At 20.0% G+C, this 24,413-nt stretch carries 18 protein-coding genes, 3 tRNA genes and 1 pseudogene; 4 read left to right on the top strand and 18 right to left on the bottom strand.

Annotated elements, in window-relative coordinates:
* Positions 1-48: 48 nt before the first annotated feature.
* The 7 genes from H0H41_RS00200 to H0H41_RS00170 form a co-directional block, all read right to left on the bottom strand.
* On the bottom strand, positions 49-813 hold the full coding sequence (locus tag H0H41_RS00200) for an MBL fold metallo-hydrolase (protein ID WP_185872252.1): 765 nt from the start codon (positions 811-813) through the stop codon (positions 49-51).
* A gap of 11 nt (positions 814-824) precedes the next feature.
* Positions 825-1,823, bottom strand: coding sequence for a recombinase RecA (gene recA / locus H0H41_RS00195; protein ID WP_185872251.1), 999 nt, complete (start codon positions 1,821-1,823; stop codon positions 825-827).
* Positions 1,824-1,888: 65 nt separating this feature from the next.
* A complete protein-coding gene (locus H0H41_RS03055; protein WP_223843731.1) occupies positions 1,889-3,229 on the bottom strand; it encodes a lytic transglycosylase domain-containing protein in 1,341 nt (446 codons plus the stop codon).
* A gap of 64 nt (positions 3,230-3,293) precedes the next feature.
* Positions 3,294-3,485, bottom strand: coding sequence for a Sec-independent protein translocase subunit TatA/TatB (locus H0H41_RS00185; protein WP_185872250.1), 192 nt, complete (start codon positions 3,483-3,485; stop codon positions 3,294-3,296).
* Positions 3,486-3,552: 67 nt separating this feature from the next.
* Positions 3,553-4,581, bottom strand: coding sequence for a sugar phosphate nucleotidyltransferase (locus H0H41_RS00180; RefSeq protein ID WP_185872249.1), 1,029 nt, complete (start codon positions 4,579-4,581; stop codon positions 3,553-3,555).
* Positions 4,582-4,620: 39 nt separating this feature from the next.
* The gene (locus H0H41_RS00175) at positions 4,621-5,022 is read right to left on the bottom strand and encodes a dUTP diphosphatase (RefSeq protein WP_185872248.1); all 402 of its coding nucleotides are present in this window, start codon (positions 5,020-5,022) and stop codon (positions 4,621-4,623) included.
* A gap of 15 nt (positions 5,023-5,037) precedes the next feature.
* A complete protein-coding gene (locus H0H41_RS00170) occupies positions 5,038-6,504 on the bottom strand; it encodes a lipopolysaccharide biosynthesis protein (RefSeq protein WP_185872247.1) in 1,467 nt (488 codons plus the stop codon).
* A gap of 140 nt (positions 6,505-6,644) precedes the next feature.
* Here H0H41_RS00170 and clpP point away from each other — a divergent pair, with 140 nt between their 5' ends.
* Positions 6,645-7,316: an ATP-dependent Clp endopeptidase proteolytic subunit ClpP gene (gene clpP / locus H0H41_RS00165; RefSeq protein ID WP_185872246.1), complete on the top strand. Its 672-nt coding sequence runs from the start codon at positions 6,645-6,647 to the stop codon at positions 7,314-7,316.
* Here clpP and H0H41_RS00160 read toward each other — a convergent pair.
* From H0H41_RS00160 to H0H41_RS00135, 6 genes are all read right to left on the bottom strand, one after another.
* Positions 7,314-7,387, bottom strand: a tRNA-Arg gene (locus H0H41_RS00160). The genes clpP and H0H41_RS00160 overlap by 3 nt on opposite strands.
* A gap of 13 nt (positions 7,388-7,400) precedes the next feature.
* Positions 7,401-7,475, bottom strand: a tRNA-Pro gene (locus H0H41_RS00155).
* Between the two features lie 20 nt (positions 7,476-7,495).
* Positions 7,496-7,581, bottom strand: a tRNA-Ser gene (locus H0H41_RS00150).
* A 47-nt stretch (positions 7,582-7,628) separates the two neighbouring features.
* Positions 7,629-9,659 (bottom strand): HD family phosphohydrolase, encoded by a 2,031-nt coding sequence (locus tag H0H41_RS00145; protein WP_185872245.1) that lies wholly within the window; start codon positions 9,657-9,659, stop codon positions 7,629-7,631.
* A 134-nt stretch (positions 9,660-9,793) separates the two neighbouring features.
* Positions 9,794-10,318, bottom strand: a complete 525-nt coding sequence (locus H0H41_RS00140) for an Lrp/AsnC family transcriptional regulator (RefSeq protein WP_185872244.1) — start codon at positions 10,316-10,318, stop codon at positions 9,794-9,796.
* Positions 10,319-10,446: 128 nt separating this feature from the next.
* Positions 10,447-14,289: a translocation/assembly module TamB domain-containing protein gene (locus tag H0H41_RS00135; protein ID WP_185872484.1), complete on the bottom strand. Its 3,843-nt coding sequence runs from the start codon at positions 14,287-14,289 to the stop codon at positions 10,447-10,449.
* Positions 14,290-14,313: 24 nt separating this feature from the next.
* Here H0H41_RS00135 and tsaD point away from each other — a divergent pair, with 24 nt between their 5' ends.
* Entirely contained in the window at positions 14,314-15,345 is a 1,032-nt protein-coding gene (gene tsaD / locus H0H41_RS00130; protein ID WP_185872243.1) for a tRNA (adenosine(37)-N6)-threonylcarbamoyltransferase complex transferase subunit TsaD, read from the top strand.
* Between the two features lie 22 nt (positions 15,346-15,367).
* Here tsaD and gcvP read toward each other — a convergent pair whose 3' ends face one another.
* On the bottom strand, positions 15,368-18,181 hold the full coding sequence (gcvP, locus tag H0H41_RS00125; protein ID WP_215905131.1) for an aminomethyl-transferring glycine dehydrogenase: 2,814 nt from the start codon (positions 18,179-18,181) through the stop codon (positions 15,368-15,370).
* Between the two features lie 161 nt (positions 18,182-18,342).
* On the opposite strand from gcvP, the gene mdh reads away from it, so the two are divergent.
* The gene (gene mdh / locus H0H41_RS00120; RefSeq protein ID WP_185872242.1) at positions 18,343-19,263 is read left to right on the top strand and encodes a malate dehydrogenase; all 921 of its coding nucleotides are present in this window, start codon (positions 18,343-18,345) and stop codon (positions 19,261-19,263) included.
* A gap of 6 nt (positions 19,264-19,269) precedes the next feature.
* Here the strand turns inward: mdh and H0H41_RS00115 are convergent, their stop codons facing one another.
* Positions 19,270-19,896, bottom strand: a complete 627-nt coding sequence (locus H0H41_RS00115) for a thiamine diphosphokinase (protein WP_185872241.1) — start codon at positions 19,894-19,896, stop codon at positions 19,270-19,272.
* Positions 19,893-20,620, bottom strand: a pseudogene (gene lptB, locus H0H41_RS00110) (LPS export ABC transporter ATP-binding protein). Before lptB ends, H0H41_RS00115 begins: the two are co-directional and overlap by 4 nt.
* 54 nt (positions 20,621-20,674) lie before the next feature.
* Here lptB and H0H41_RS00105 point away from each other — a divergent pair.
* Positions 20,675-21,904 (top strand): peptidylprolyl isomerase, encoded by a 1,230-nt coding sequence (locus tag H0H41_RS00105; protein WP_223843730.1) that lies wholly within the window; start codon positions 20,675-20,677, stop codon positions 21,902-21,904.
* A gap of 13 nt (positions 21,905-21,917) precedes the next feature.
* Here H0H41_RS00105 and H0H41_RS00100 read toward each other — a convergent pair whose 3' ends face one another.
* Together H0H41_RS00100 and truA are read right to left on the bottom strand one after the other, a co-directional pair.
* Positions 21,918-23,669, bottom strand: a complete 1,752-nt coding sequence (locus tag H0H41_RS00100) for an ABC transporter ATP-binding protein (protein ID WP_185872240.1) — start codon at positions 23,667-23,669, stop codon at positions 21,918-21,920.
* Entirely contained in the window at positions 23,666-24,409 is a 744-nt protein-coding gene (gene truA, locus H0H41_RS00095) for a tRNA pseudouridine(38-40) synthase TruA (RefSeq protein WP_185872239.1), read from the bottom strand. Before truA ends, H0H41_RS00100 begins: the two co-directional genes overlap by 4 nt.
* Between the last annotated feature and the right edge of the window lie 4 nt (positions 24,410-24,413).

Genomic DNA, 24,413 nt, shown 5'->3' with positions numbered 1-24,413 from the left:
TTATTAAATTATATTTTAAAATCAATTTTTTATATTTTTATAAAAATGTTATATATATATGATTAAACCATCATAAGCTAAATAAACATTTTTTGGTAATTGTATTTCAATTTCTTCATGAAATCCTAATATATGACTAATGTGTGTTAAATATGTTTTTTTAGGACAAATTTTTTGGATTACATTTAAAGATTCTAAAATAGCAAAATGAGAAGTATATTTTGATCCTTTTTTTAAAACATTTAAAATTAAAATATCTAATCCTTTTAATTTTTGAATTGTTTGAATAGGTATATTACTAGCATCTGTAATATATGCAAAATTTTCTATACGAAAACCTAAAATTGGAAGATTCCCATGCCATATTAATAGAGGAAAAATTTTAAAATTTTCTATAAAAAAAAAATTGATACAATCATCTAATTCATGTAAAAATATTTTTGATTTATAATTTTTTTTTGTAAAAATATAAAAAAATCTTTTTTTTATAGTTTCTAAAACTCTACGTAATCCATAAAAATGGATAGAATTATTCATTGTAAAAAAAATATATTTTATATCATCTAATCCACCTATATGATCATTATGTTCATGTGTAATAAAAATAGCATCTATTTTATCATGATAACTCCGTAACATTTGATAACGAAAATCTGGACCACAATCAATTAAAAAATATTTTTGATTTTTTTCAATCAAGACGGAACTTCTCAATCTTTTATCTTTTGGATTTTTAGATAAACATACTGGATGTTTAGATCCAATAACTGGAATACCTTGAGAAGATCCAGTTCCTAAAAAAATAATTTTCATATAATCAATTTTTATTTTTTTTGAATATATTGATTGATTATATTTGTTTGTATTTCATTAATAAGATTTTTTTTTTCTTTTAAAAATGCTTTAACAGAATCTCTTCCTTGACCTAATTTAATATTTTTATAACTAAACCAAGATGCATTTTTTTTAATAATTCCTAAATTTACTCCTAAATCTAAAATTTCACCAATTTTTGAAATTCCTTCACCATACATAATATCAAATTCAGCCGTTTTAAAAGGAGGTGAAAGTTTATTTTTCACTACTTTTACTTTTGTTCTATTTCCTAATATTTTTTCTCCATTTTTAATTTGATTTCCTTTTCTTATATCTAATCGTATTGATGAATAAAATTTTAAAGCATGACCTCCTGTAGTTACTTCTGGATTTCCATATACACCTATTTTTTCTCTTAATTGATTAATAAATATGAGTATACTTTTTGATTTTCCTATACTAGAAGTTAGCTTTCTCAAAGCTTGAGACATTAATCTAGCTTGTAATCCTATTTTAGAATCTCCCATTTCTCCTTCTATTTCACTTTTAGGAGTTAAAGCGGCTACAGAATCAACTACTATCATATCAATAACACTAGATCTAATTAAATTATCTACTATTTCAAGTGCTTGTTCTCCATTATCTGGTTGAGATATTATTAATTCTTTAATATTAACTCCTATTTTTTTAGCATAAATACAATCAAAAGCATGTTCAGCATCAATAAAACTAGCAAAACCTCCTAATTTTTGAGATTGATTTATTGCATGTAATGCTAAAGTAGTTTTTCCAGAAGATTCTGGTCCAAATATCTCAATAATACGACCTTTTGGAAATCCTTTTATACCTAAAGCTATATCTAAACTTAAAGATCCAGAAGAAATAATTTCTAAATCTTCTATATGAGAATCTCCCATTCGCATAACAGTTCCTTTTCCATATATTTTATCCATTTTTTCTAAAACAAGTTCTAATGATTTTCTTTTTTTATCAATTTTTTCGTTCATAATTTTGAAAATATTAAGGGAGATTTATAAATATAAGTCTCCCTTTGTCTATAATAATCAATTTTTTAAATTTTTTTTTTATTATATGTATGATGATGATAATATGTATATATATAAATATTATGTTTTTTATAATAATTCATAACATAATTAATAGCAATAAATTTTGGAATATAATTTTGAGTTTCTTTTGGAAAAAATTCCCATAATTCCCAAAAATTTTTTATATTTTTATTATTTTTCAATATTTTATATACAGTACCTGGACCACAATTATAAGCAGCTAAAACTAATTCCCAATTTTCTATTCTTTTATATAAAAATTTTAAATAACGAAAGGCTGCTTCAGTTGATTTTATAGGATCGTTTCTTTCATCATAAATTTTATTAATTTTTAGATTATATATTTTACCAGTTTTAGGCATAATTTGCCAAATACCTTTTGCTCCTGCTTTAGAAATAACAATAGGATTTAAATTTGATTCTATAATAGATAAATATTTTAATTCTTTTGGAAGATGATATTTTTCAAGTTTTTTTTCGAACATAGGAAAATAAAAATTTGATAATGAAATAATTTTTCCTATATATTTCCCCATACGAAGATAACTTTCTACAGCAGCATGTACTATGCTAGTATATTTCAATATTTTCATTTTAGATTTTTTATTTAAAAAATAAAATCTTCTTTTTAATTCTTCAGTATTGATATTAGTAATAATAATATTTTTTTTATATTTATAAGGATTATGATGAGAATGAGGGTGATGATGATAATAATGAGGATGATGATGATGATGAGGGTAATTATAATGATGAGAATGATGAGAATGTCGATTATGACGATAATTATGACGATAATTATGACGATAATTATGACGATAATTATGACGATAATTATGACGATAATTATGACGATAATTATGATTATGATGAGGAGGATGATGTTGAGGATGATGTTGAGAATGATGAGGAGAATGATGAGGAGGATGATGAGGAGGATGATGAGGAGGATGATGAGGAGGATGATGAGGAGGATGATGTTGAGAATGATGAGGAGGATGATGTTGAGAATGATGAGGAGGATGATGAGGAGGATGATGAGGAGGATGATAAGGAGGATGATGAGGAGGATAATGAGGAGGATGATGAGGAGGATGATGAGGAGGATGATGAGGTAATTTTTTTATCAAAAAAAATCTTTTCTTTTTTAGAAGCATTTTTTCCAAAAATTTTTCTATGTAAATATTATTATAATTATTATTATTATAATCATTATTATAATCTAATTTATCTAATTTTTGATTATAAGTTTTTTGATAAAAAAATGGTGATAAATATGGAATAATCAAGCTTTTTAATATTAACATAAAAAACATAATATTTCTTATCGTTATCGTTTCCATTATTAATTTTTCAAATTATAGAAAAAAAGTATTAATGAACAAACGCAAAATGAAAGAAATTTTTTTATTTTTCTTCAGTTTCGGAATCTTTTCCTTCAGAAGCTTTTTTAAATTCTTTCAATCCTGTTCCTAATCCTTTCATTAATTCTGGTATTTTTTTACCACCAAAAAGTAAAAGTGCAAGAATGACAATAACCACTATTTCTGTCGTTCCAAAAGTTCCAAGTAATATTAAAAAGATCAAAAGTAAATCCATTTAATGGGATATTTTATCAAATATAAAAAAAATTATCTATTGTAAATTTATTTGATATTAATTTTTTTTAACTAAAAATAGAATAATCTCCTAAACTAACTTCTTTTGTTTTTCCAATATAAGAAGTATGATTTCCTATCATAGAATTATGAAAATTTGCATATTGAATTTTTGTATAATTCTGAATTAAAGATATTCTTATATTACTATTTTTAATTTTTGTATTTTTTCCTATTGAAACATTAGGACCTATTATACTATTTTCAATACTTGTATTTTTATCAATAGAACATGGTTCTATAATTAAACTGTTTTTTATAAAAACTTGTTTATGAATTAATGGAATATTATTATATTCAATAGATAATATTTTAGAATTAGAAGAAATAGTTCTTTTTTTATTTCCAAAATCCATCCAAATTTGAACTTGTTTACTAGTAAATTTTTCTCCTTTTTTTCTCATATTTTCTAAAACAGATGTTAATTGATATTCCTTTTCATTTTTATATTTATTATCATATGACATAGATTTTAATTCTTTTTTTAATAAAAGACTATTTTTAAAATAATAAATACCTATAATGGCTAAATTGGAAACATAATTTTTTGGTTTTTCTATAAAATGAGTAATATTTCCATAACAATCACATTTTACTACTCCAAATAAATGAGGATTTTTTACTTTTTTTGTCCATATGATATTATCTACATTATTAATAATTTCCTTTTCTAAAGAAGTATTATAAAATAAAGTATCGGAAAAAACAATCATTACTGGTTCTCCATTTAATGAATTTTTAGCCTTTAATAAAGCATCAGCTGTTCCAAGTGGAATAGGTTGATAATATATAATAGGTTTAATTTCAAAATTATTAGCTAATTTTATTAATTTATTTTCAATATTTTTATTTTCTCCATAATTTCCTATAATAAAAATAATTTCTTGAACGGAAAAATTTTTTATAAATTTATATAAACTTTCTATTAATCTTTTTAAAATTGTTTTTCCTGCAATATATATTAATGGTTTTGGTGTACATAAAGTATGCGGATACAAACGAAATCCTTTTCCAGCCATAGGAATTATAATTTTCATAATCACATTTTATATATTTTAATTATTTTTTTTATATTTTTATATTCCAGTACTTCCAAAACTATTATTTCCTCTTATGCTAGTATTTAAAAAAATACATTTTTCCCATTTTATTTTATTTTTTTCTTGAAATATATTTAATATAACTAATTTTTCATTGGATTGAATTTTTATAGTTTTAAATAAAACGTTTATTATAAGAATTTTAATTTCTTTATATAAAAATAAATTAGTTTTATTTTTTTTCTCTTGTGTAAGATGAATAATACAAATAGCTTCTATTAATTTTTTTTTTATCCAAAAATTATAAATCATTTTTGGATAAAATTGAATAAAAATACCTGTTGATATCAATTTTCTTTCTAAAAATTTAATAGAAATAGATTTTTCTATATTAGCAATTAAAATTAATTGATATCCATTTTTATTTTTGTTATACAAAATTTATTTTATTATTTATTTTTTAATGAAATTAATAAATATTTTTTTTTCCAATAAAAAAATAATTATTAAATAAATAAATTGAAAAATAAAACTAAATATTATTTTTTTTTGATTATTTATTATAAATACTAATAAAATTGCAAATAAAAAATGAATTATAACATTTATTTTTTTTTTAAAAAATTGAAAAAAAATTGTTTTACCCCAAAAATATAAAATAATTAACATAGATCCATATGAAACAAAAGTACCCCAAGCAGGAATTATAAAATTATTATTCTTATAAGGAAGAAAAATAAAAATTATATTAAATAAAAAAGTAATTAATACTCCTATTAAAGATATATAAGTACCAATAATAGGTTTGTCTATTATTTTATAAAAAATAGATAAATTTGTATAAATTCCTAAAAATAAATTTGCCATCATTATTATAGGGATAATAGACATGGCAAAATGATATTTTTGATCAATAAAAAATCCTATAAAAATAGGAATATTTCCACATATTAATACATAAAAAATTAATCCAAAAAGAATAAATATATAATTTATTTCTTCATAATAATATTTTGCATTAGAATCACCAGATTTTTTAAAAAAAAAAGGTTCAATTCCTAAACGAAAAATTCTTATATATAAACTCATAAAAGAAGCTATCTTATAACAAGCAGAATAAGATCCATTAATTTCATCAGATACCCATCTTTTAATCAAAATTTTATCAAGATTTTCATTAATAGAAAAAGCAATAGTTCCAAACATAATAGGAATACCATATTTTAACATTTTTTTAGCAAGAATTTTATCAAATTTTCTAATAATTACTTTTTTAAAAAAAATAGGAAATACTAAAAATAAATTACTTAAAGATGATATCATATTTGCAAAAAAAATATAACCAGTTCTATCTGTATAAGAATTTATCCATTCAAAAATAAAAAAAAAATAAGTTTTTTTTATAAAAAAATTATTAGAATAAAAAAACATATAAATTGTTAAAAATGATTGTATTAATATTTTTATTAAATTTATAATAGTATATTTTAATGGTTTTTCATTTGCACGAAGCCAAGCCATAGGAAGGATGCAAACTGTATCCAAAAATATAATAAAAAAAAACATAAAAAAATATTCTGGATGATTATGATATCCAGCAATAGAAATTAAATATTTAATTGAATGAATAGAAATAATTAAAAAAAAAGATGTAATAAATAATTGAATTATAACACCTGTTGAAAATACAGTTTCTTGATTATAATTTTTTTTATATAAAAATCTAAAATAAGTATTTTCTAATCCAAAAGAAATAAACCCGATAACTATAAAAGATAAAGAATACATATCTGTATAAAGAGAAAACTCTTCTTTTTTCAAAGAAATAGTAAAAAATTTTAAAAAAGCATAATTAATAATTTTAGGTAAAATTGATCCAATGGAATAAATAATTGTTTGTTTTGCTAATCTTTTATACAAATTAAATACAAAATTAAAAATTAAAAGTTTCTAATTTCTATATTTTTTTTTATGCGTGTGTTAATTTTTTTATAAAATTTTGCATATTAAATGGATATTAATTATTAAGTAACTTTAATAAAATATTTACATATAAAGAAATGTACTATAAAAATAATTCAGAAGAATTTATATTATATGCAACTAAGCATAAAAAAATTAACAGTTTAACGATAAATAAATATATTCAATCAATGACACCTTATATCGTTGAAGAAAGAAAATTAAATGTTGCTCAAATGGATGTTTTTTCTCGTTTAATGATGGATAGAGTTATTTTTTTAGGAACTCCTATAGAAGATCAAATAGCTAATATTGTACAAGCTCAATTATTATTTTTACAATCTGTAGATTCTATAAAAGATATACAAATTTATATTAATTCTCCAGGAGGAGATGTTTATGCAGGATTAGGAATATACGATACAATGCAAATTGTAGAACCTGATGTAGCTACTATTTGTACTGGAATGGCGGCATCTATGGCTGCTGTTTTACTTTGTGCAGGTGTGAAAAATAAGAGATCTGCATTAAAACATTCTAGAATCATGATTCATCAACCTATAGGAGGGACACAAGGACAAGCTTCAGATATTGAAATTACAGTTCGTGAAATTGTAAAATTAAAAAAAGAACTTTATGAGATTATATCAAAACATTCAGGAGTTTCTATGGAAAAAATAGAAAAAGATTCAGATAGAGATTATTGGATGACTTCTAAAGAAGCAAAGGAGTATGGAATGATAGATGAAATTTTAGAAGGAAAAAAATGATCACGACAGGATTCGAACCTGTAACCTACTGCTTAGAAGGCAGTTGCTCTATCCATTTGAGCCACGTGACCTTTATAATTATAATCGGGGTAGCAGGATTTGAACCTACGATCTCCTGGTCCCAAACCAGGCGCGATAACCAAACTACGCTATACCCCGTTTTTTTACATTTTACATTGCGGAGAATGTGGGATTCGAACCCACGCGGTATTATATATACCGACAGTTTAGCAAACTGTTCCGTTAACCACTCCGGCAAATCTCCAAAAATAACAATCTAAAATAGATATATTATATTAAATAAAAAAATAATTAAGTATTAGGATATTCTATTCTAGTATGATAAATATTTATTAATTTTTTTTTTAAAACTTTTTTTACTTTTTCTATTTCTTTTAAAGTAATATCTGCATTAGAAAATTGATTTTCTTTTTTTTGTTTATTAATAACATTTTCTACTAATTCTTCTAAAATTTTATAAGATGGATTTTTTATACTTTTAGAAGCTGCTTCTACAGAATCTGCAATCATAACAATAGCTGTTTCTTTAGAAAATGGTTTAGGTCCAGAATATTGAAACTGTTTTTTATCTATTTTAATATTTGGATATTTTTCTATTTGTTTTTTATAAAAAAAATGAATAATACTATTACCATGATGAGTACGTATAAAATCAGTAACAGAATCAGGTAAATTATATTTTTTTGCTAAATTAATTCCAATTGAAACATGCGATAAAATAATTTTAGCACTTTCTTTTGGACATAATTTATGATGTGGATTATTTATATTATGTTGATTTTCTATAAAAAAATTAGAATTTTTTATTTTTCCTATATCATGATAAATAGATCCTATTTTTACTAATAAAGAATGAGCTCCAATAGCTACAGCTGCTTCTTCTGCAAGATTTGCTACCGTTAAAACATGTTGTAAAGTACCTGGAGCTTTTTGATATAATAATCTTAATATTGGAGTATTAGTATCAGATAATTCTAATAATGAAATATCAGAAGTAATATTTAATAATTTTTCAAAAAGAAATATTAATGGATGAACAAATAAAGTTAAAATTCCATTAAAAAAAAATAAGTAAAAAGTATTATAAGAAATTTTTTCTAAAGAACCTTCACGTATTAAAGTGAGTAAAATAAAAATAATTATATAAGTAAGAATAATTTTAATCACAGCAATAAAAAGATTTGCCATTTTATAAATATTATTTTTTGTTAACATTACCATAAATCCTGTAGTTACTTGAATAAAAAAAAATTCAAAACTATTCGGAATTATTAAGGATAATAATAAAATTGTTGTCATATGAATAATGATACTCAAATGAAAATTGAAAAAAGCGCGTATACTTATAGGAAGTATACAAAAAGGAATTATATATAATATTTTAGAATGATATTTTAAAATTAAAATAGTAATTAATGATATGAATAATATATTAATAAATAAAAAATTTATAATCCTATTATTTCTAAATATTTTATTATGAAAATAAAAAATATATAATATAAATAAAGTGAATATAATACTTATTATAAAAAAATATCCTATAATAAGACAATAATCCTTTTTTTTATTCCATATTTTATTTTCATATTCTTTTTTGAAAGAAGATAAAATTTGAAATTTATTTTCATTTATTATTTCATTTTTTCCAATAATTTTATCTCCTTTTAAAAAGGAATATTTTATATTATTGATAGATTTAATTTTTTTATGAAAAAAAAATTCAGTATAATTTTTATTATAAAAAAAGTTTGGAGTAATAATTTTTTTCAAAATTTTTTTTAAAGTATAAACATGATAATTTTTTTTTGATAAATTTTTATTAATAATATTACTTACTTTTTTATAAGTGTATATTTTTTTATATAAAATGGGAATCCATTTTTTATTTTTATAAAAAAAAATTATATTAATTTTATTATTTTTTATATTATATGGAATATAATCTATATATCCATATTTATATATAGTATTTATTATTTTAAAAACAATTTGATAATTTTTCTTATTTTTATTTATAAATGAAATTTTTTGAATCTTTTTTTTTATATTATTAACTATTTTATTCTTTTTAAGAAAAAATATTTCTTTATTATTTTTCAATATATTTATTTCAAAATCAATATCTTTACTATTTTTTTGAATAATAAAATCAAATGGACAAAATAAATCTTTATAAATCCAATTTTTTCCTTTTGAAAATTTATATTGAAAAATATCTTTTTTTGGGAAAAAAAATGTTAATGATAAGACTGCAATAATTGGAACTAAAATCTTATATGCAATATTTTTATGTGTATAAAATTTTAAGAAATTAGTCATTACCTAAAAATTGAAAATATGCAATTTTTTCGGAAGGATAAAATTTATATTTCAAGAAGAAGTATTATAAAATAATTATAATAATTATAAATTATAAATATAAATTTATATTTATATGATGAAACATTATTAGATTATATTTTTTTTTTATAAGATGAAGATGATTGATTTTTTTGTAAAATATTAGATAATAATCTATTTTCATCATTGATACTTTCTTCTAAACAAATAGTAGATTCTGTTCTAAGAACTCCTTTAATTTCTCCAATTTTAGAAATAACATCTCTAGCATCTGAAGGATCTTTAGCAATAATTCTACAGAAAAGATTGTATTTACCCGATGTAATATATAATTGTACTATATTAGGAATTTTTTTTAATTCTTCTTTTACCAATTTAGATTCACGAGAATCTGATAAAATTCCTACAAAAGCTATTAGATGAAATCCTAACGATTCATATCCAATAATCAAAGTGCTTCCTTTTATAATTTCTGCATCTTCTAATTTTTTAACTCTAACATGAACAGTTCCAACAGATAGTGGTTTTATTTCTTTACTAATTTGTTTACTTATTTCAGTATATGGAGTTCTAGCATTTATATTTAATTTTCTTATAATAGTATTGTCTATTTCATCGGTATTATATCTTAAAATCATTGTTTTATATTTTTATTTTTAAATAAAGGTATTAAAAATACCAAGATACAAAACTTTCTTTTTAAGAAATATATTCTTGTTTTTCAATTAGTAATATGATAATATCAATGATATTATTTTTTTTATTTTTAATATTTAATTGGTTTATTAATTGGTTCATATATATATGAATATAATAGTATTTTTTTTAATTTTTTAAAAAAAATTTTAAAAATAGAAAAATAAAAAAAATTATTTATAATATTATTTTTTACAAAAAATTTTCCTAAAATTAAAATATATATAAATTGTATTGTTTTTTCTTCAAAAGAATTTAATTTATTTAATAATTTTTGTTGAATTTTTTCATTACTTTTAGGAAATAAAATATCCATTTTTATATTAAGTTTATTTATTTTTCCATAAATATGAATTATTAATTCTGTAAAAATCATATTCTTATTATTTTCTGAAAATTTTTTTAAATGAATATAATCATTTATGTTGAAAATATATTTATTTTCATAAGCAATTAAATTTATATTAGATTGATTAAAATTTTTTTTCCAAGAAATAAATCCTCCTGGTTTTATTTTAAATTTTTTTTCTAGTTTAATAATTGGTATTTTTTCTTTTTTAGAAAAATGATATAATCCATCTATTATAAAATATTTTCCATTAGTTTCAATATTTTTTTTATATTTTTTTCTTAAAAAAAGATAACCTTCTCCTTTTAATTCAAAAAAATTTTCTAAATTTTTATTTAGAAAAATTGATACTTTTGTATTTTTTTTTATATTTATTTTTAGATTTATATCTATTAATAAATAATTTTTTTCTTCTATTTTGTAATTTTTATTTGGTATACTTTTATGTTTTTTTTTATAATTAGGATTAATATATAAATGAGAAGAATTTAAAATTTCTCCATTTTTCATCAAAACATTAACTTTATTTTCTTTTTTTATTATTTGAATTTTTCCATTTATTAATATTTTTCCAAATAAAAAACGATTTTGTTTTTCATTTGTGTCTAAAACAAGTAAATTTTTTGTATTTATAAAAAATTTAAAATCCCATTTTATAAAATTTTTATGTAAAAAATATCCATTTATATATCCTTTAGTATTATATTTAGTATCCTTAAAAAAAGAAGAAGACAATAATATGCAATATTTAGAATAAATATTTATATAAGCATTATTTATTATTTCATAATCTATATTAATTGAATTTATTTTTATTCCAAATTTTTTAATTTTTATTCTTCCACAATAATGTGGATCTTTTATATTTCCAAATATTCTTATCTTTCCTGTAAGAAAACCTCTTATTTCACTATTAATTTTTTTATAAAAAAAAGAAAAATTATCTATTCTGAAATTGATAATATCAATATTAAAATCTATTTTTGATTGATTTGTGTATTTATTATTGATATTTCCATATATTTTTAAAATATCTTGATTATTTTTTTTCAAGTATCCATTAATATTATAATTTTTTATATTTTTATTATAAAATGAATGAATATAAAAATTTCCTAAAAAAATTTTTTTAATTGAAAAATTTGTAATTTGTATATGGATATTAGGTTTTATTTTATTATAGTTGTAATCGCTTTGACATAAAAAAAATCCGTTAACTAAACCATCTGTATTATTTATTATTTTTTGTAATTTTATATTTTTAAAATAAAAATGAAATATTTTTGTTTTATTTTTAATAAAAAATGCATTTATAATAATTTTTTGTTTTTCTGAAAGAAAAATAATATTATGAATGATATATATTTTTTTAATAAAGTCTATTTTTATTTTTCCTAAATTATTATTATCTATATTAATATTCCAATTATATCCATTAATATTTAATTTAGAATATAAAGGTAAAAAAAGAAAAAAATTTTTTTCTTTTTTACAAAAAAAATTTAATATTTGTTTTTTATATTCTTGTTCTTTTAATTTGAATAAAAATTTCAAATTAATAATCCAAAAATTACCTTGATTTTTTAAAAAAAATATATTTATTTTTTTACAAAAAAAATTTTTATAAATAATTTTTTCTGCATGAATTTGTATTTTCTTTTTTAAAGAAGAATCAACTATTATAAATAATTTATGAAAAATTATTTTATTTGATTGAATTTTTTTTATAAAAAAAATATTTTCAAATTTATCATTATTTTTTTTTCCTGAAATTATAATATCAGAAAAAATTTTTATGTTTTTTTTATATTTTATGAATTTATAAAAATATTTTTTTATTATAAAATTATAATTTATAGAAAAAAATCCTCTTTTTTTATAGGATTTTTTTAAATAAAAAATTTCTTTTTTCATTATATGAAATAAATCTTTCCATTTAAAATATCCATTAATATTACCAATAATAATATCATATATATTAATATTAATTTTTTTGAATTTTTTATTATTAATTAATATTATTTTGATTTTTTTATTTATTTGATTTTTTTTATTATTTTTATTATTATTTATTATTATATCTATTTTTTGATATTGTAAATTAATTTTTCCTTGAAAATTAATTTTATAATCTTCTGAATGAGATGAAAATAGATTTATAAAAATTTTTGATAAATTTTCTTTAATTTTTAATAAAATCCATAATTTATAAAATGAATATTTATTTGTAAATAGTGGAATTTTTGATGGAATGAAAAAAAAATTTTTTTTATTTTTATTTAATAAAATTTTTAATATATATTTTTTTTCTATTAAAATTTTACCTATATATTGAATATTATGATTTAAAAAATTAATATAAGTTGATATTTTTGCTATTAAAAAATTTTTTTGAATAATTCCTTCTATTTTTAAACTTATTTTTTTTTTTATTATAATAGTTAAATTACCTTTATATATCCATGGTTTAAAATTAGAATTAACTTTTTTGAAATTTAATTGAGAATAAAAATTATATGGAATAATTTTATGAGGATAAAATTGAATAAAAGTTTTAAAAAATTTAATTTTTTTACATTTATTATTAAATAAATAAACATGAATTTTTTTTGCAAAAAATTTATTTTTTTGTGAATATTTGATAAAAATATTAGATAAAAAAAATTTATTATTTATACCATGAAATTTTCCATTTATATTTCCTTGAAAAAATAATTTTAAATTTAAAAACCATTTTTTATAAAAAAATCCTCCTAAATCATATCCTAATTTTGATCCTTTAAAAATTTTACATTTTATATTTTTTTGTAAAATATCAATATAAAAAATACCTTTTAAAAAACTATTAGATGTTTTTATAAAAAAATTATGAATTTCTAATCTTTTTGGATAAAAATATATTAAATTACAAAAGAAATTTTTTATAAAAAATTTCTTTTTATTTATAAAAATTTTAGATTGAAAAGATAAAATAGAAGCTTTTATTTTTTTCTTTTTTATTATAATATTTTTTATATAACTAGAAAAAAAATAATTAAATTCTTTTTTAGAATTTATATATCTAAAATGAGATTTATTTATTTTTAACTTAGAACAAGTAATAATTTTTATTTTATTAAATTTTTTATTATTTAAAAAATTTTTAATAAAATAAAAGATATTATTTTCTTTTTCTTTAAAATATTTTTTTACAAAGAAAGAAGAATTTTCAATAACTATACTTTGTATACTTAAATATTTATAATTAATAAAAATTAAAAAAAATAAATTATTAATATATATTTTACATTTATATAAATGAATAAAAGGAAAATAATGATGATCTTTTATTTTTACATCATATAAAATTAATTCTTTTTTAAGAAGATTAAATGAAATATGTTTTATATAAATTTTATTACCAAATTTTTTTTTTACTTTTTGTAATAAAAATGTTGATACTTTTTTTTGTATTATTTTTTGATCATAAATATTTATAAAATAAATAAATACACATAAAAAAAGTAAAAAAAAGAGTATTATTTTTTTTTTTGTAAAAAATTGATATAAAAAAACATTATTCATTTTCAAATATATTCTTATTTTTTTATGAAAAAAAAACCTATTATTATTGGTATAGAATCATCATGTGATGAAACAGCTGTTTCTATCATTCAAAATAGATATGTATTATCTAATATTGTTATTCATCAATATATTCATAAAAAATATGGAGGTGTAGTTCCAGAGTTGGCTTCAAGATTACATGATAAAAATATGATAATTGCAGTACATAAATCTATTCATTCAGCAAAAATTAAAAAAAATGAAATTGACGCTGTATCTTTTACTTTAGGCCCAGGATTAATAGGGTCTTTATTAGTAGGGGCTTCTTTTGCAAAATCATTTTCAATGGGATTAGATATACCTTTATTAACTGTAAATCATATACAAGCTCATATACTTACTCATTTTATAAAAAATTCTAATATTAATAACTATTGTCCTAAATTTCCATTTTTAAGTTTAGTAATAAGTGGAGGTCATACTCAAATAGTTAAGGTAGATGATTTTTTTCAAATGAAAATATTAGGATCTACTTTAGATGATGCAATAGGAGATACGTTTGATAAAATAGCTAGAATATTGGGATTTCATTATCCTGGAGGACCTATGATAGAATTATTTTCTAAAAATGGAAATTATAAAAAATTTTATTTTTCAAAACCATTAATTAATGGTTTAAATTTTAGTTTTAGTGGATTTAAAAGTCATATTTTACAATTTATTAAAAACAAATTAAAAAAAAATCCATTGTTTATAAAACAAAATATATCTGATATTTGTGCATCTATTCAAAGAACAATAGCAGAAATACTTTTAGAAAAAATGCAAAAAGCGACTCTAAAAACTAATATTTTTAGAATCGCTTTAGCTGGTGGAGTTTCCGCTAATTATGAAATTAGACGAATGTTTATATCTTTTGCAAAGAAGAACAAAAAATGGGAGATATTTATTCCTAAAAAAGAATATACTACAGATAATGGAGCAATGATAGCAATTACAGGATTATTAAAATATGAAAAAAAATTATTTGATAATATTTACGTTTCTCCATATTCAAAATTTAAAGAATTTTAAAAAAAACAATGTTGTAAACTATTTAATTACATGTACATATTAAATTTCTATCTCCGTATCCATCATTAATACGATTTACGGATGGCCAAAATTTTCTAGACCTAACCCAATATAATGGATATGCTGCTTTTTCTCTACTATAAGAATATTTCCAATCATTATTGGTTAATAATTCTATACTGTGGGGCGCATTCTTAAGAACATTTTCTTTTTGAGAATATTTTCCATCTTGTATTTCTTGAATTTCTTTACGTATATTAATTAGTGTTTCAATAAAACGATCTAATTCTTTTTTAGATTCACTTTCCGTAGGTTCTATCATCATACATCCTTCTATAGGAAAAGATATAGTAGGAGCATGATATCCATAATCCATCATTCTTTTTGCTATATCTAAAACATCTATTTCTAAAGATTTAAAAATCCTACAATCTATAATTAATTCATGTGCAACTGTATCATTTTTTCCTACATATAATATATTATAAAATTTTTTTAATTTTTCTTTTATATAATTAGCATTCAATACGGATATTTCTGTACATTTTTTAAGTCCATCTGGACCTAATAAACGAATATAAGCATAGGAAATTGGAAGTATTAAAGGAGATCCATATGGAGAAGAAGATATTGTTAATTGATTCTTTTTATTTTCTTTTTTTTCTAATAAAAAAGGATGATCAGGAAGAAAAGGTTTTAAATGCGAAGATACGCAAATAGGACCCATACCAGGTCCTCCTCCTCCATGAGGAATAGCGAAAGTTTTATGAAGATTTAAATGACAAATATCTACACCAAAATGTGCTGGTTTAATTAAACCAACTTGAGCATTCATATTTGCTCCATCCATATATACTTGACCTCCATTTTTATGAATAATATCTATTATTTCTTTAATATTTTCTTCATATACACCATGAGTAGAAGGATAAGTAATCATTAATACAGATAAAAAATCTTTATATTTTTTTACTTTTTGGAGTAAATCCTTTATATCAATTGATCCATCATTTTTTGTAGAAATCAAAATAATTTTCATTCCTGCCATATTTGCTGAAGCAGGATTCGTTCCATGAGAAGAAGTAGGAATTAATGCTATATTTCTTTGAAATTCTTTTAATGAATAATGATAATATTTAATAACCATTAATCCAGTATATTCTCCTTGAGCTCCAGAATTAGGTTGTAAAGAAACACCAGAAAAACCAGTTATTTCTTTTAAATATTTTTTTAAATTACGAATGATAAAATGATATCCCTTTGCTTGTTTATTAGGACAAAAAGGATGAATATTTCTCCATTCATATTGACTTAAAAATAATAATTCTGTAGCAGCATTTAGTTTCATTGTACATGATCCAAGAGGTATCATAGAATGATTTAAAGAAAGATCTTTTTTTTCTAACCTTTTTATATAACGCATTATTTCATTTTCCGAATGAAATTTATGAAAAACTTCATTTTCTAAAAAATTAGAAGTTCTTTTTAAAGAATTAGGAAATTTATACTTTTCATTAATTTTTTTTTTGTTATTAAATTTTTTTCTTTTTTCATTTTTATAAACTTCATAAAATATGGATAATATATGATCTATATCTTTTTTACATGTAGTTTCATCTAAAGTAATAGTTAAATAATTTTTATTGACATATCTAAAATTTGTTTTTTTAATTTCTGAAAATTCTTTTAATTTTTTAATAGAATTTGTTTTAATTCTAATAGTATCAAAATAAAATGAGTTTACTTGAGAAATATTATTTATATTATTAATTAATAAAAATTCTAATTTCTTAGAAAATTTATGAATACTTTTAGCTATTTCTATTAATCCTTCTTTTCCATGATATACGGCATACATAGAAGCCATAATGGCTGGAAAAACTTGTGATGTACAAATATTAGAAGTTGCTTTTTCTCTTTTAATATGTTGTTCTCTAGTTTGTAAAGCCATACGAAATGCTTTTTTATTTTTTTTATCTACAGATATTCCAATAATTCTACCAGGTAAAAAACGTTTATATTTTTCATGAGTGGCAAAAAAAGCGGCATGAGGACCACCATATCCCATAGGAATACCAAAAGATTGGCTAGATCCTATAACAACATCAGCGCCCCATTCTCCAGGAGGTTTTAATAAAGATAGAGATAGAATATCTGTAGAAACAATTACTGATATATTTTTTCTTTTTGCATATTCTATTATATCACTATAATCATATATTTCTCCTAAACATGAAGGGTAAGATATGATTAATCCAAATATTTTTTCTCCATTATATTTTTTTTTTAGTAAATTTTTATGATTATCTTTTATAATAGGTATTCCTAAACCAAAACATCTCGTTTTTAAAACTGAAAAAGTTTGTGGAAATATTTCATCTGAAATAAAAAAACAATAATTATTATTAATTTGTTTTTTTTTTATTTTTTCTTGATAAATCATAAACATTGCATCTGCTGCAGCTGTTGATTCATCTAACATGGATGCATTACTTATTTTCATTGCAGTAATATCTGAAATCATAGTTTGAAAATTAATCAAAGCTTCTAAACGACCTTGAGATATTTCTGATTGATAAGGAGTATAAGGAGTATACCAACTTGGATTTTCTAAAATATTTCGTTGAATAACACTTGGAGTAATAGTATTTTTATATCCTAACCCTATATAGGAACGGTAAATTTTATTTTTTTTACTAATTTTATTAATATGATTTAAATATTGATATTCAGAAATAGAATTAGGAATATTTAATTTTTTTTTAAAACGTATTTCTTTAGGTATAACTTTTTTAATAAAATCATTAATAGAATAATATTGCAATTCTTTCAACATATCGTTAATTTCATTAGAAGATGGTCCTATATGTCTAGAATAGAATTTTTTTTTTTAATGTAATCTTCTTTCATAAAGAATAGAAATTGTGTTTATATTTAAATATTACAAATTTAGGTAAATATTCAAGTAAATAAGATAAATTAACATATAAAAATAACATGAAAATTACTATTATTGGAGCAGGAAATGTAGGATCTTCTTGTGCTAGTCTATTAGCTCAAAAAGATATAGTTCAAAAAATTATTTTATTAGATGTTAAAGAAAAATTTTCTGAAGGAAAAAGTTTAGACATATCTCAAATGCTTCCTATTATAGGATCAAATACTAAAGTTATTGGAATTACTAATGATTATTCAAAATCCAAAAATTCTGAAATAATTGTTATTACTTGTGGTATACCTAGAAAACCTGGAATGAATCGTGATGATCTTGTTCAAATCAATGCGAATATTATTCGATCTGTAACGAAAAAATCTATTATTTTTTCTCCCAAAGCTAAATTTATTATTGTATCAAATCCATTAGATATTATGGCTTATGTTAGTTATATAACTGCTGATATTGATTCTTCTCGTGTAATTGGTATGTCTGGAATCTTAGATTCTACAAGATATCGTTATTTTTTATCCAAAAAATTAAAATTATCACCTAATGATATTCAATCTTTATTATTAGGAGGACATGGAGATACAATGGTTCCTTTATATAGATATACTTCTATATCTGGAATTCCTATACAAGAATTTATATCAGAAGAAGATAATAATATTATTATTGAAAAAACAAAAAAAGGAGGAGAAGAAATAGTAAATTTATTAGGAACATCAGCTTGGATGGCTCCAAGTGCTTCTGTTGTTAAAATGATAGAATCTATTTTAAAAGATTCTAAACGTATTTTTTCATGTTCAGCATTTTTAAAAGGAGAATATAATTTAAAAAATATATACTTAGGAGTTCCAGTTATTTTAGGAAAAAATGGAGTAGAAAAAATTATAGAATTACAATTAAATAAAAAAGAAAAAAATCTTTTAATTCAGTCTGCTAATCATATAGAAAAAATGATAAAAAAATTTAAATAAAAATTTTTATTTTTCTATAAATATTAATAATTCTCCTTTTTTATAATTTATTTCTATTTTTTCTCCATTAGATTCGTTTCTTATTCCTATATTTTTACCTATTTTTAAAAATCCTTTATAAATAGGATATTTAAGTCCATGAGTTTGTAAATTTTCTACTTCTGGAAATGGAAATAAAGATATTTTCTTATTTTTTTTTTGATAAAAAAAAGTTTTTTTATCAGAAAAAAAATAAGAATGATATTTATCATGAAATATAATAGATAATTTTTTTTTATATTTTAAAGCTGTAGATAAATTTCCTAAAAAATGATCTTGTTCTTTTCCACTCCCTCCCCAAACATTAATATTAAAAAAACCTTTTTGATAAATTATATTTAAAGCTTTATCAAAATCAGTATATTTTTGATTATACGTAATAAAAAACTTATTTACATAAGTAAATTCTTTAATTGTAATTGAATCAAAATCTCCTATTATATAATCTACTGAAATTCCTAATTTATTTAAATAATAAAATGCTCCATCTACAGCAAATATTTTTTTATAAAAAAAAATTTTTTTATCTAAAAAAGTAGGAGGAGTTCCATTAAGAAATAGTCCAACTTCTGGTCCTTTAAAACGATGATTCATTTTTTTTTTTTTATAAAATGATTTCCTAAATAAACTTTTCTTACTAAAGGATCTTGCATTAGATCAATAGTAAGACCTTGTTTTAAAATAACTCCTTCAAAAATTAAATAAATTCTATCCGTAATCATAAAAATTTCTTGTACATTATGATCCGTAATTAATATTCCTATATTTTTTTTTTTAAATACAAAATAATTTTTTGTAATTCTTCTATGGCTATTGGATCTATTCCAGAAAAAGGTTCATCTAAAAGAATAAATTTAGGATTTATAGCTAAACATCTAGCAATTTCCGTTCTTCTTCTTTCTCCTCCAGAAAGAAGATCCCCACGATGATTTCGTATATGTTGTAATCCTAATTCTTCAATCAATTTTTCCGTTATTTTTTTTCTTTTTTTATAAAATTTTTTTTGCATTTCTAATATGCATAAAATATTATCTTCTACAGATAATTTTCTAAAAATAGATGGTTCTTGCGACAAATATCCAATTCCTTTTTGAGAACGTTTATACATTGGTTTTTTTGTAATATTTTCTTCATAAAGAAATATTTCTCCTTTATCAGGTTTAATTAATCCTACAATCATATAAAAAGAAGTTGTTTTTCCAGCTCCATTAGGTCCAATTAATCCAACTATTTCTCCACTATTTAATTGAAAAGAAACATTATTAACAACATATTTATTTTTATATTTTTTATATAAATTTTTAGCTATTAAAGTCATAATATTATAATTTTTTTGTATTATTAATAAAATTAAAATTGTATTTTCATAATTATGATCAATATTAAAAAGTTTTCTATTTTTTTATTATTTTTTTTAATATATCATCTTTCTTATTCATTTGAAAAATTAGGAGGTATTTATGCTATAGTAGGAGATGAAATTATTTTAAATTCAGAAATAAATAATGAAATTCATAATAATAAAAAAAATTGTTCTAATGATATTTTAATTGAAAAATTACTACTTTATTATGCTAAAAAAGATAATAGTATACAAATAAATAATCAAGAATTAGAATTAAAAATTCAAGAATTATTATCAGAAATGAGTAAAAACGATGCAAATAAAGAAGAATTTTTAATACAATTTAAAAATAAAGAATTTATTGAAAAATTAAAAGAAAAAATTAAAAATTATCAGTATATAGAAAAATTTTATCAAAAAATAACAAAAGATATAGAAATTTCACCTAAAGAAGTAGAATATTTTTTTATAAAAAATAAAAATAAAATTCCTTTTTTTCCTAAAAAAATGTGTATTTCTTATGTAGTTTTTTATCCCAAATTAAGTCCAATTAATAGAAGAAAAAATATTGATTTTTTAAAAAAAATAAAAAAAGAAATACATTCTGATATAGATTTTTCTGTTCAAGCTATTTTATTATCTGAAGATAATGATTCAGCATTAAATGGTGGATTAATTAAAGGAGTTAATGTAGAAAGTCTTCCAAAAAAATTTAAAAATGTAATTTTTTCATTATCAGAAAAAGAAATATCAGATCCTTTTGAAACTGATTTAGGATTTCATTTAATTAAATTAGAAAAAAAAAAACAAAATGAAATAGATATAAGACATATTTTTATTAAAAATAAATATTCTAAATATGAATTAAAAAAAACAAAATTATTTATAGATTCAATTAAAAAACAAATATTCAATACAAATTTTGAAAATTTAATGAAAAAAGAAAAAAATAGTAAAATTGTAAGTTACTCAATATGGAATAAAATTTACATTGAAGAAAATAAATTATTAAAAAATATGAAAAAAATATTAAATTCTTTAAAAAAAGGAAATATATCTAATCCTTATCAAGAAATTATAAATGGAAAAGAAGCATTTTTTATAGTAAAATTATTAGATATAATTCCTTCTCGTCCTATTCATTTTGAAAAAGATTACAGTATATTAAAAAATTTTGTTAAAAATATCAAAAAAAAAGAATTTATAAATAATTGGACAAATAAAATGTTAAAAAAAACTTATATAAATTGTACTTAATTAATTTTCATTATTAATTTTCATTATAAAAAGATTCTTTATATAATCCAGAATAATATCCATTAAGTTCAATCAATTCTTTATGAGTCCCCTTTTCAACAATATATCCATTATTAATAGCTAATATTTTATCGGCATTTTTTAATGTAGAAAGACGGTGAGTAATAATAATAGAAGTTTTATGTTTAGTTAAAAAATCTGTAGCAGAATAAATCATTTTTTCTAATTCCTTATTTAAAGAAGCAGTCGCCTCATCTAATATTAATATAGAATAAGGATGCATTTGAACTCTTAAAAAAGAAATTAATTGTTTTTCTCCAAGAGATAATAATCCTCCTCTTTCTTTTACAATATATTTATAACCATTAGGTAATGAAGTGATAAAACTATGAATACCTATTTTTTTTGCCATATTTTTTATTTTTTCCAAACTAATAGTAGGATCTCCTAATGTAATATTATTTATAATTGAATCATTAAATAAAAATGTATCTTGTGTTACTACTCTTATATGAGATCTTAAATTTTCTAATTCTACATCTTGAATAGAATGTCCATCAATCCAAATATCTCCTTTATTAATTTCATATAATCTTGATATTAAATGAGTAATTGTAGATTTTCCAGATCCTGTAGATCCTACTATAGCAACTTTTTCTCCAGGTTTTATTTCAAAAGAAATTCCATTTAAAACCATTTCATTTTTCATATATGAAAAATGAACATTATTAAATACAATATGTCCTTTAAATTTTTTAAAACGTAACTTTCCATTATTAATAATAAATTCATTAGAATTTAATATAGAAAATATTCTTTCTATACCAGCTATTCCTCTTTGAATAATATTAAAACGATCTGCTATTTGTCGCATAGGACGAAAAAGAAGATAAATAAAAAAAATAAAAGCAATAATTTGTCCTGGTTTTATGTTCCCTTTTTCAATTGCATGAAATCCTCCATAAAATATAACAACACTTATTGTAACTGCAGAAACAAGTTCTACTATAGGGAAAAAAACAGAAAAATAAAAAATAGTTTTAAAATGAGCATTCATTAATTTACGATTAATAGATTCAAATTTTGAATATTCTTCTTTTTCTTTATGAAAAAGTTGAATAACAGACATTCCTATAATATTTTCTTGTAAAAAACTATTCAATCGTGAAGTTTGAATTCGTTCTTCATAAAAAGTTTTTTTTAACGTTTTTTGAAAAAAACGAGTAATTATATACATAAAAGGAATAGTAAAAAAAACAATCAAAGATAATTTTTTATGTACAGTAAACATCATTATGATAATCATAATAATTCTTAAAATATCTCCAGAAACAAGTAATATTCCATCATTAAATATTACAGTTATAGTTTCTATATCTGATACAGAATAAGATACTAATTTTCCTATTGGAGTTTTATTAAAAAAAGAATTTCTAAAATGTAATAATTTTTCAAATAAAAGAATTCTAATTCTTCCAATTACATTTTGAGCTAATACATTAGAAAGATATAATAAAATAAAATGAAATATACTTTCTAAAAAAAGAAGAAAAAAAATCAATATTAGTATATTTTTAAGTCCAAAAAAATCTTTATAAAGTATATGAATATCTATTGCTTTTTGTATAAGCTTAGGACGATAAGCCGAAATAAAGGATATTAATATGGAAATAATAATTGTCGCTATAAGTATTAATTTATAATCTAAAGTAATTTTAATAAGTTTTTTTAAGTAAGATCTTTTTATTTTTAAATTTTCTTTCATAAAAAAATGTCTTCTGGATAAATAATTTTAGTAAGAAATAAACCACATGCAGGAACTATTTGTTTACAATAATTAGAATTTTTAGATTCTATAATTTTTACAAATTCTTTAACGCTAATTTTATTTCTTCCAACATTAATAAGTGTTCCAATAATAGATCTAACCATAGATCTTAGAAATCTATTAGCTTCAATAGTAAAACATAAAATATCATTTTTTTCTAACCAAGAAACATAATTTATATTACATATATTATTTCCTTTTATAGAAGTATTTTTTTTACAAAAAGAACTAAAATCTTGATATTCAATTAATTTTTTAGAAGCAAAATTCATTTTTTGAATATTTAATGGATAAAAATAATACCAAGAAAAATCTTGATAAAATGGATTTTTTTTACGTATTAAATAATATTTATACGTTCGTTTTATCGCATTAAATCTTGCATGAATATTTTTTTTTACTGGGAAAATATTTAATATATTAATAGATTTAGGAAGAAAAATATTTAATCTTTCTATTAAATTATTACTTAATTTTTCTTTATAATCAAAATGTGCAAACATTTGTTTAGCATGGACTCCTTTATCCGTTCTTCCAGCTCCTATTACATTGATAGATTTTTTTAATAATTTAGATAGACAATATTCTAAATTTCCTTCTATTGTATTTACTTTTTTTTGGACTTGCCATCCATAAAAATATTTACCATTATAAGATAATTCAATGAAAAATCTCAATTAC

This window comes from Blattabacterium cuenoti, from assembly GCF_014252255.1.
Taxonomy (GTDB): domain Bacteria; phylum Bacteroidota; class Bacteroidia; order Flavobacteriales; family Blattabacteriaceae; genus Blattabacterium; species Blattabacterium cuenoti_J.
Note: the sequence above shows the minus strand (reverse complement) of the source record. Positions and strands in the feature narration are given on the sequence as shown.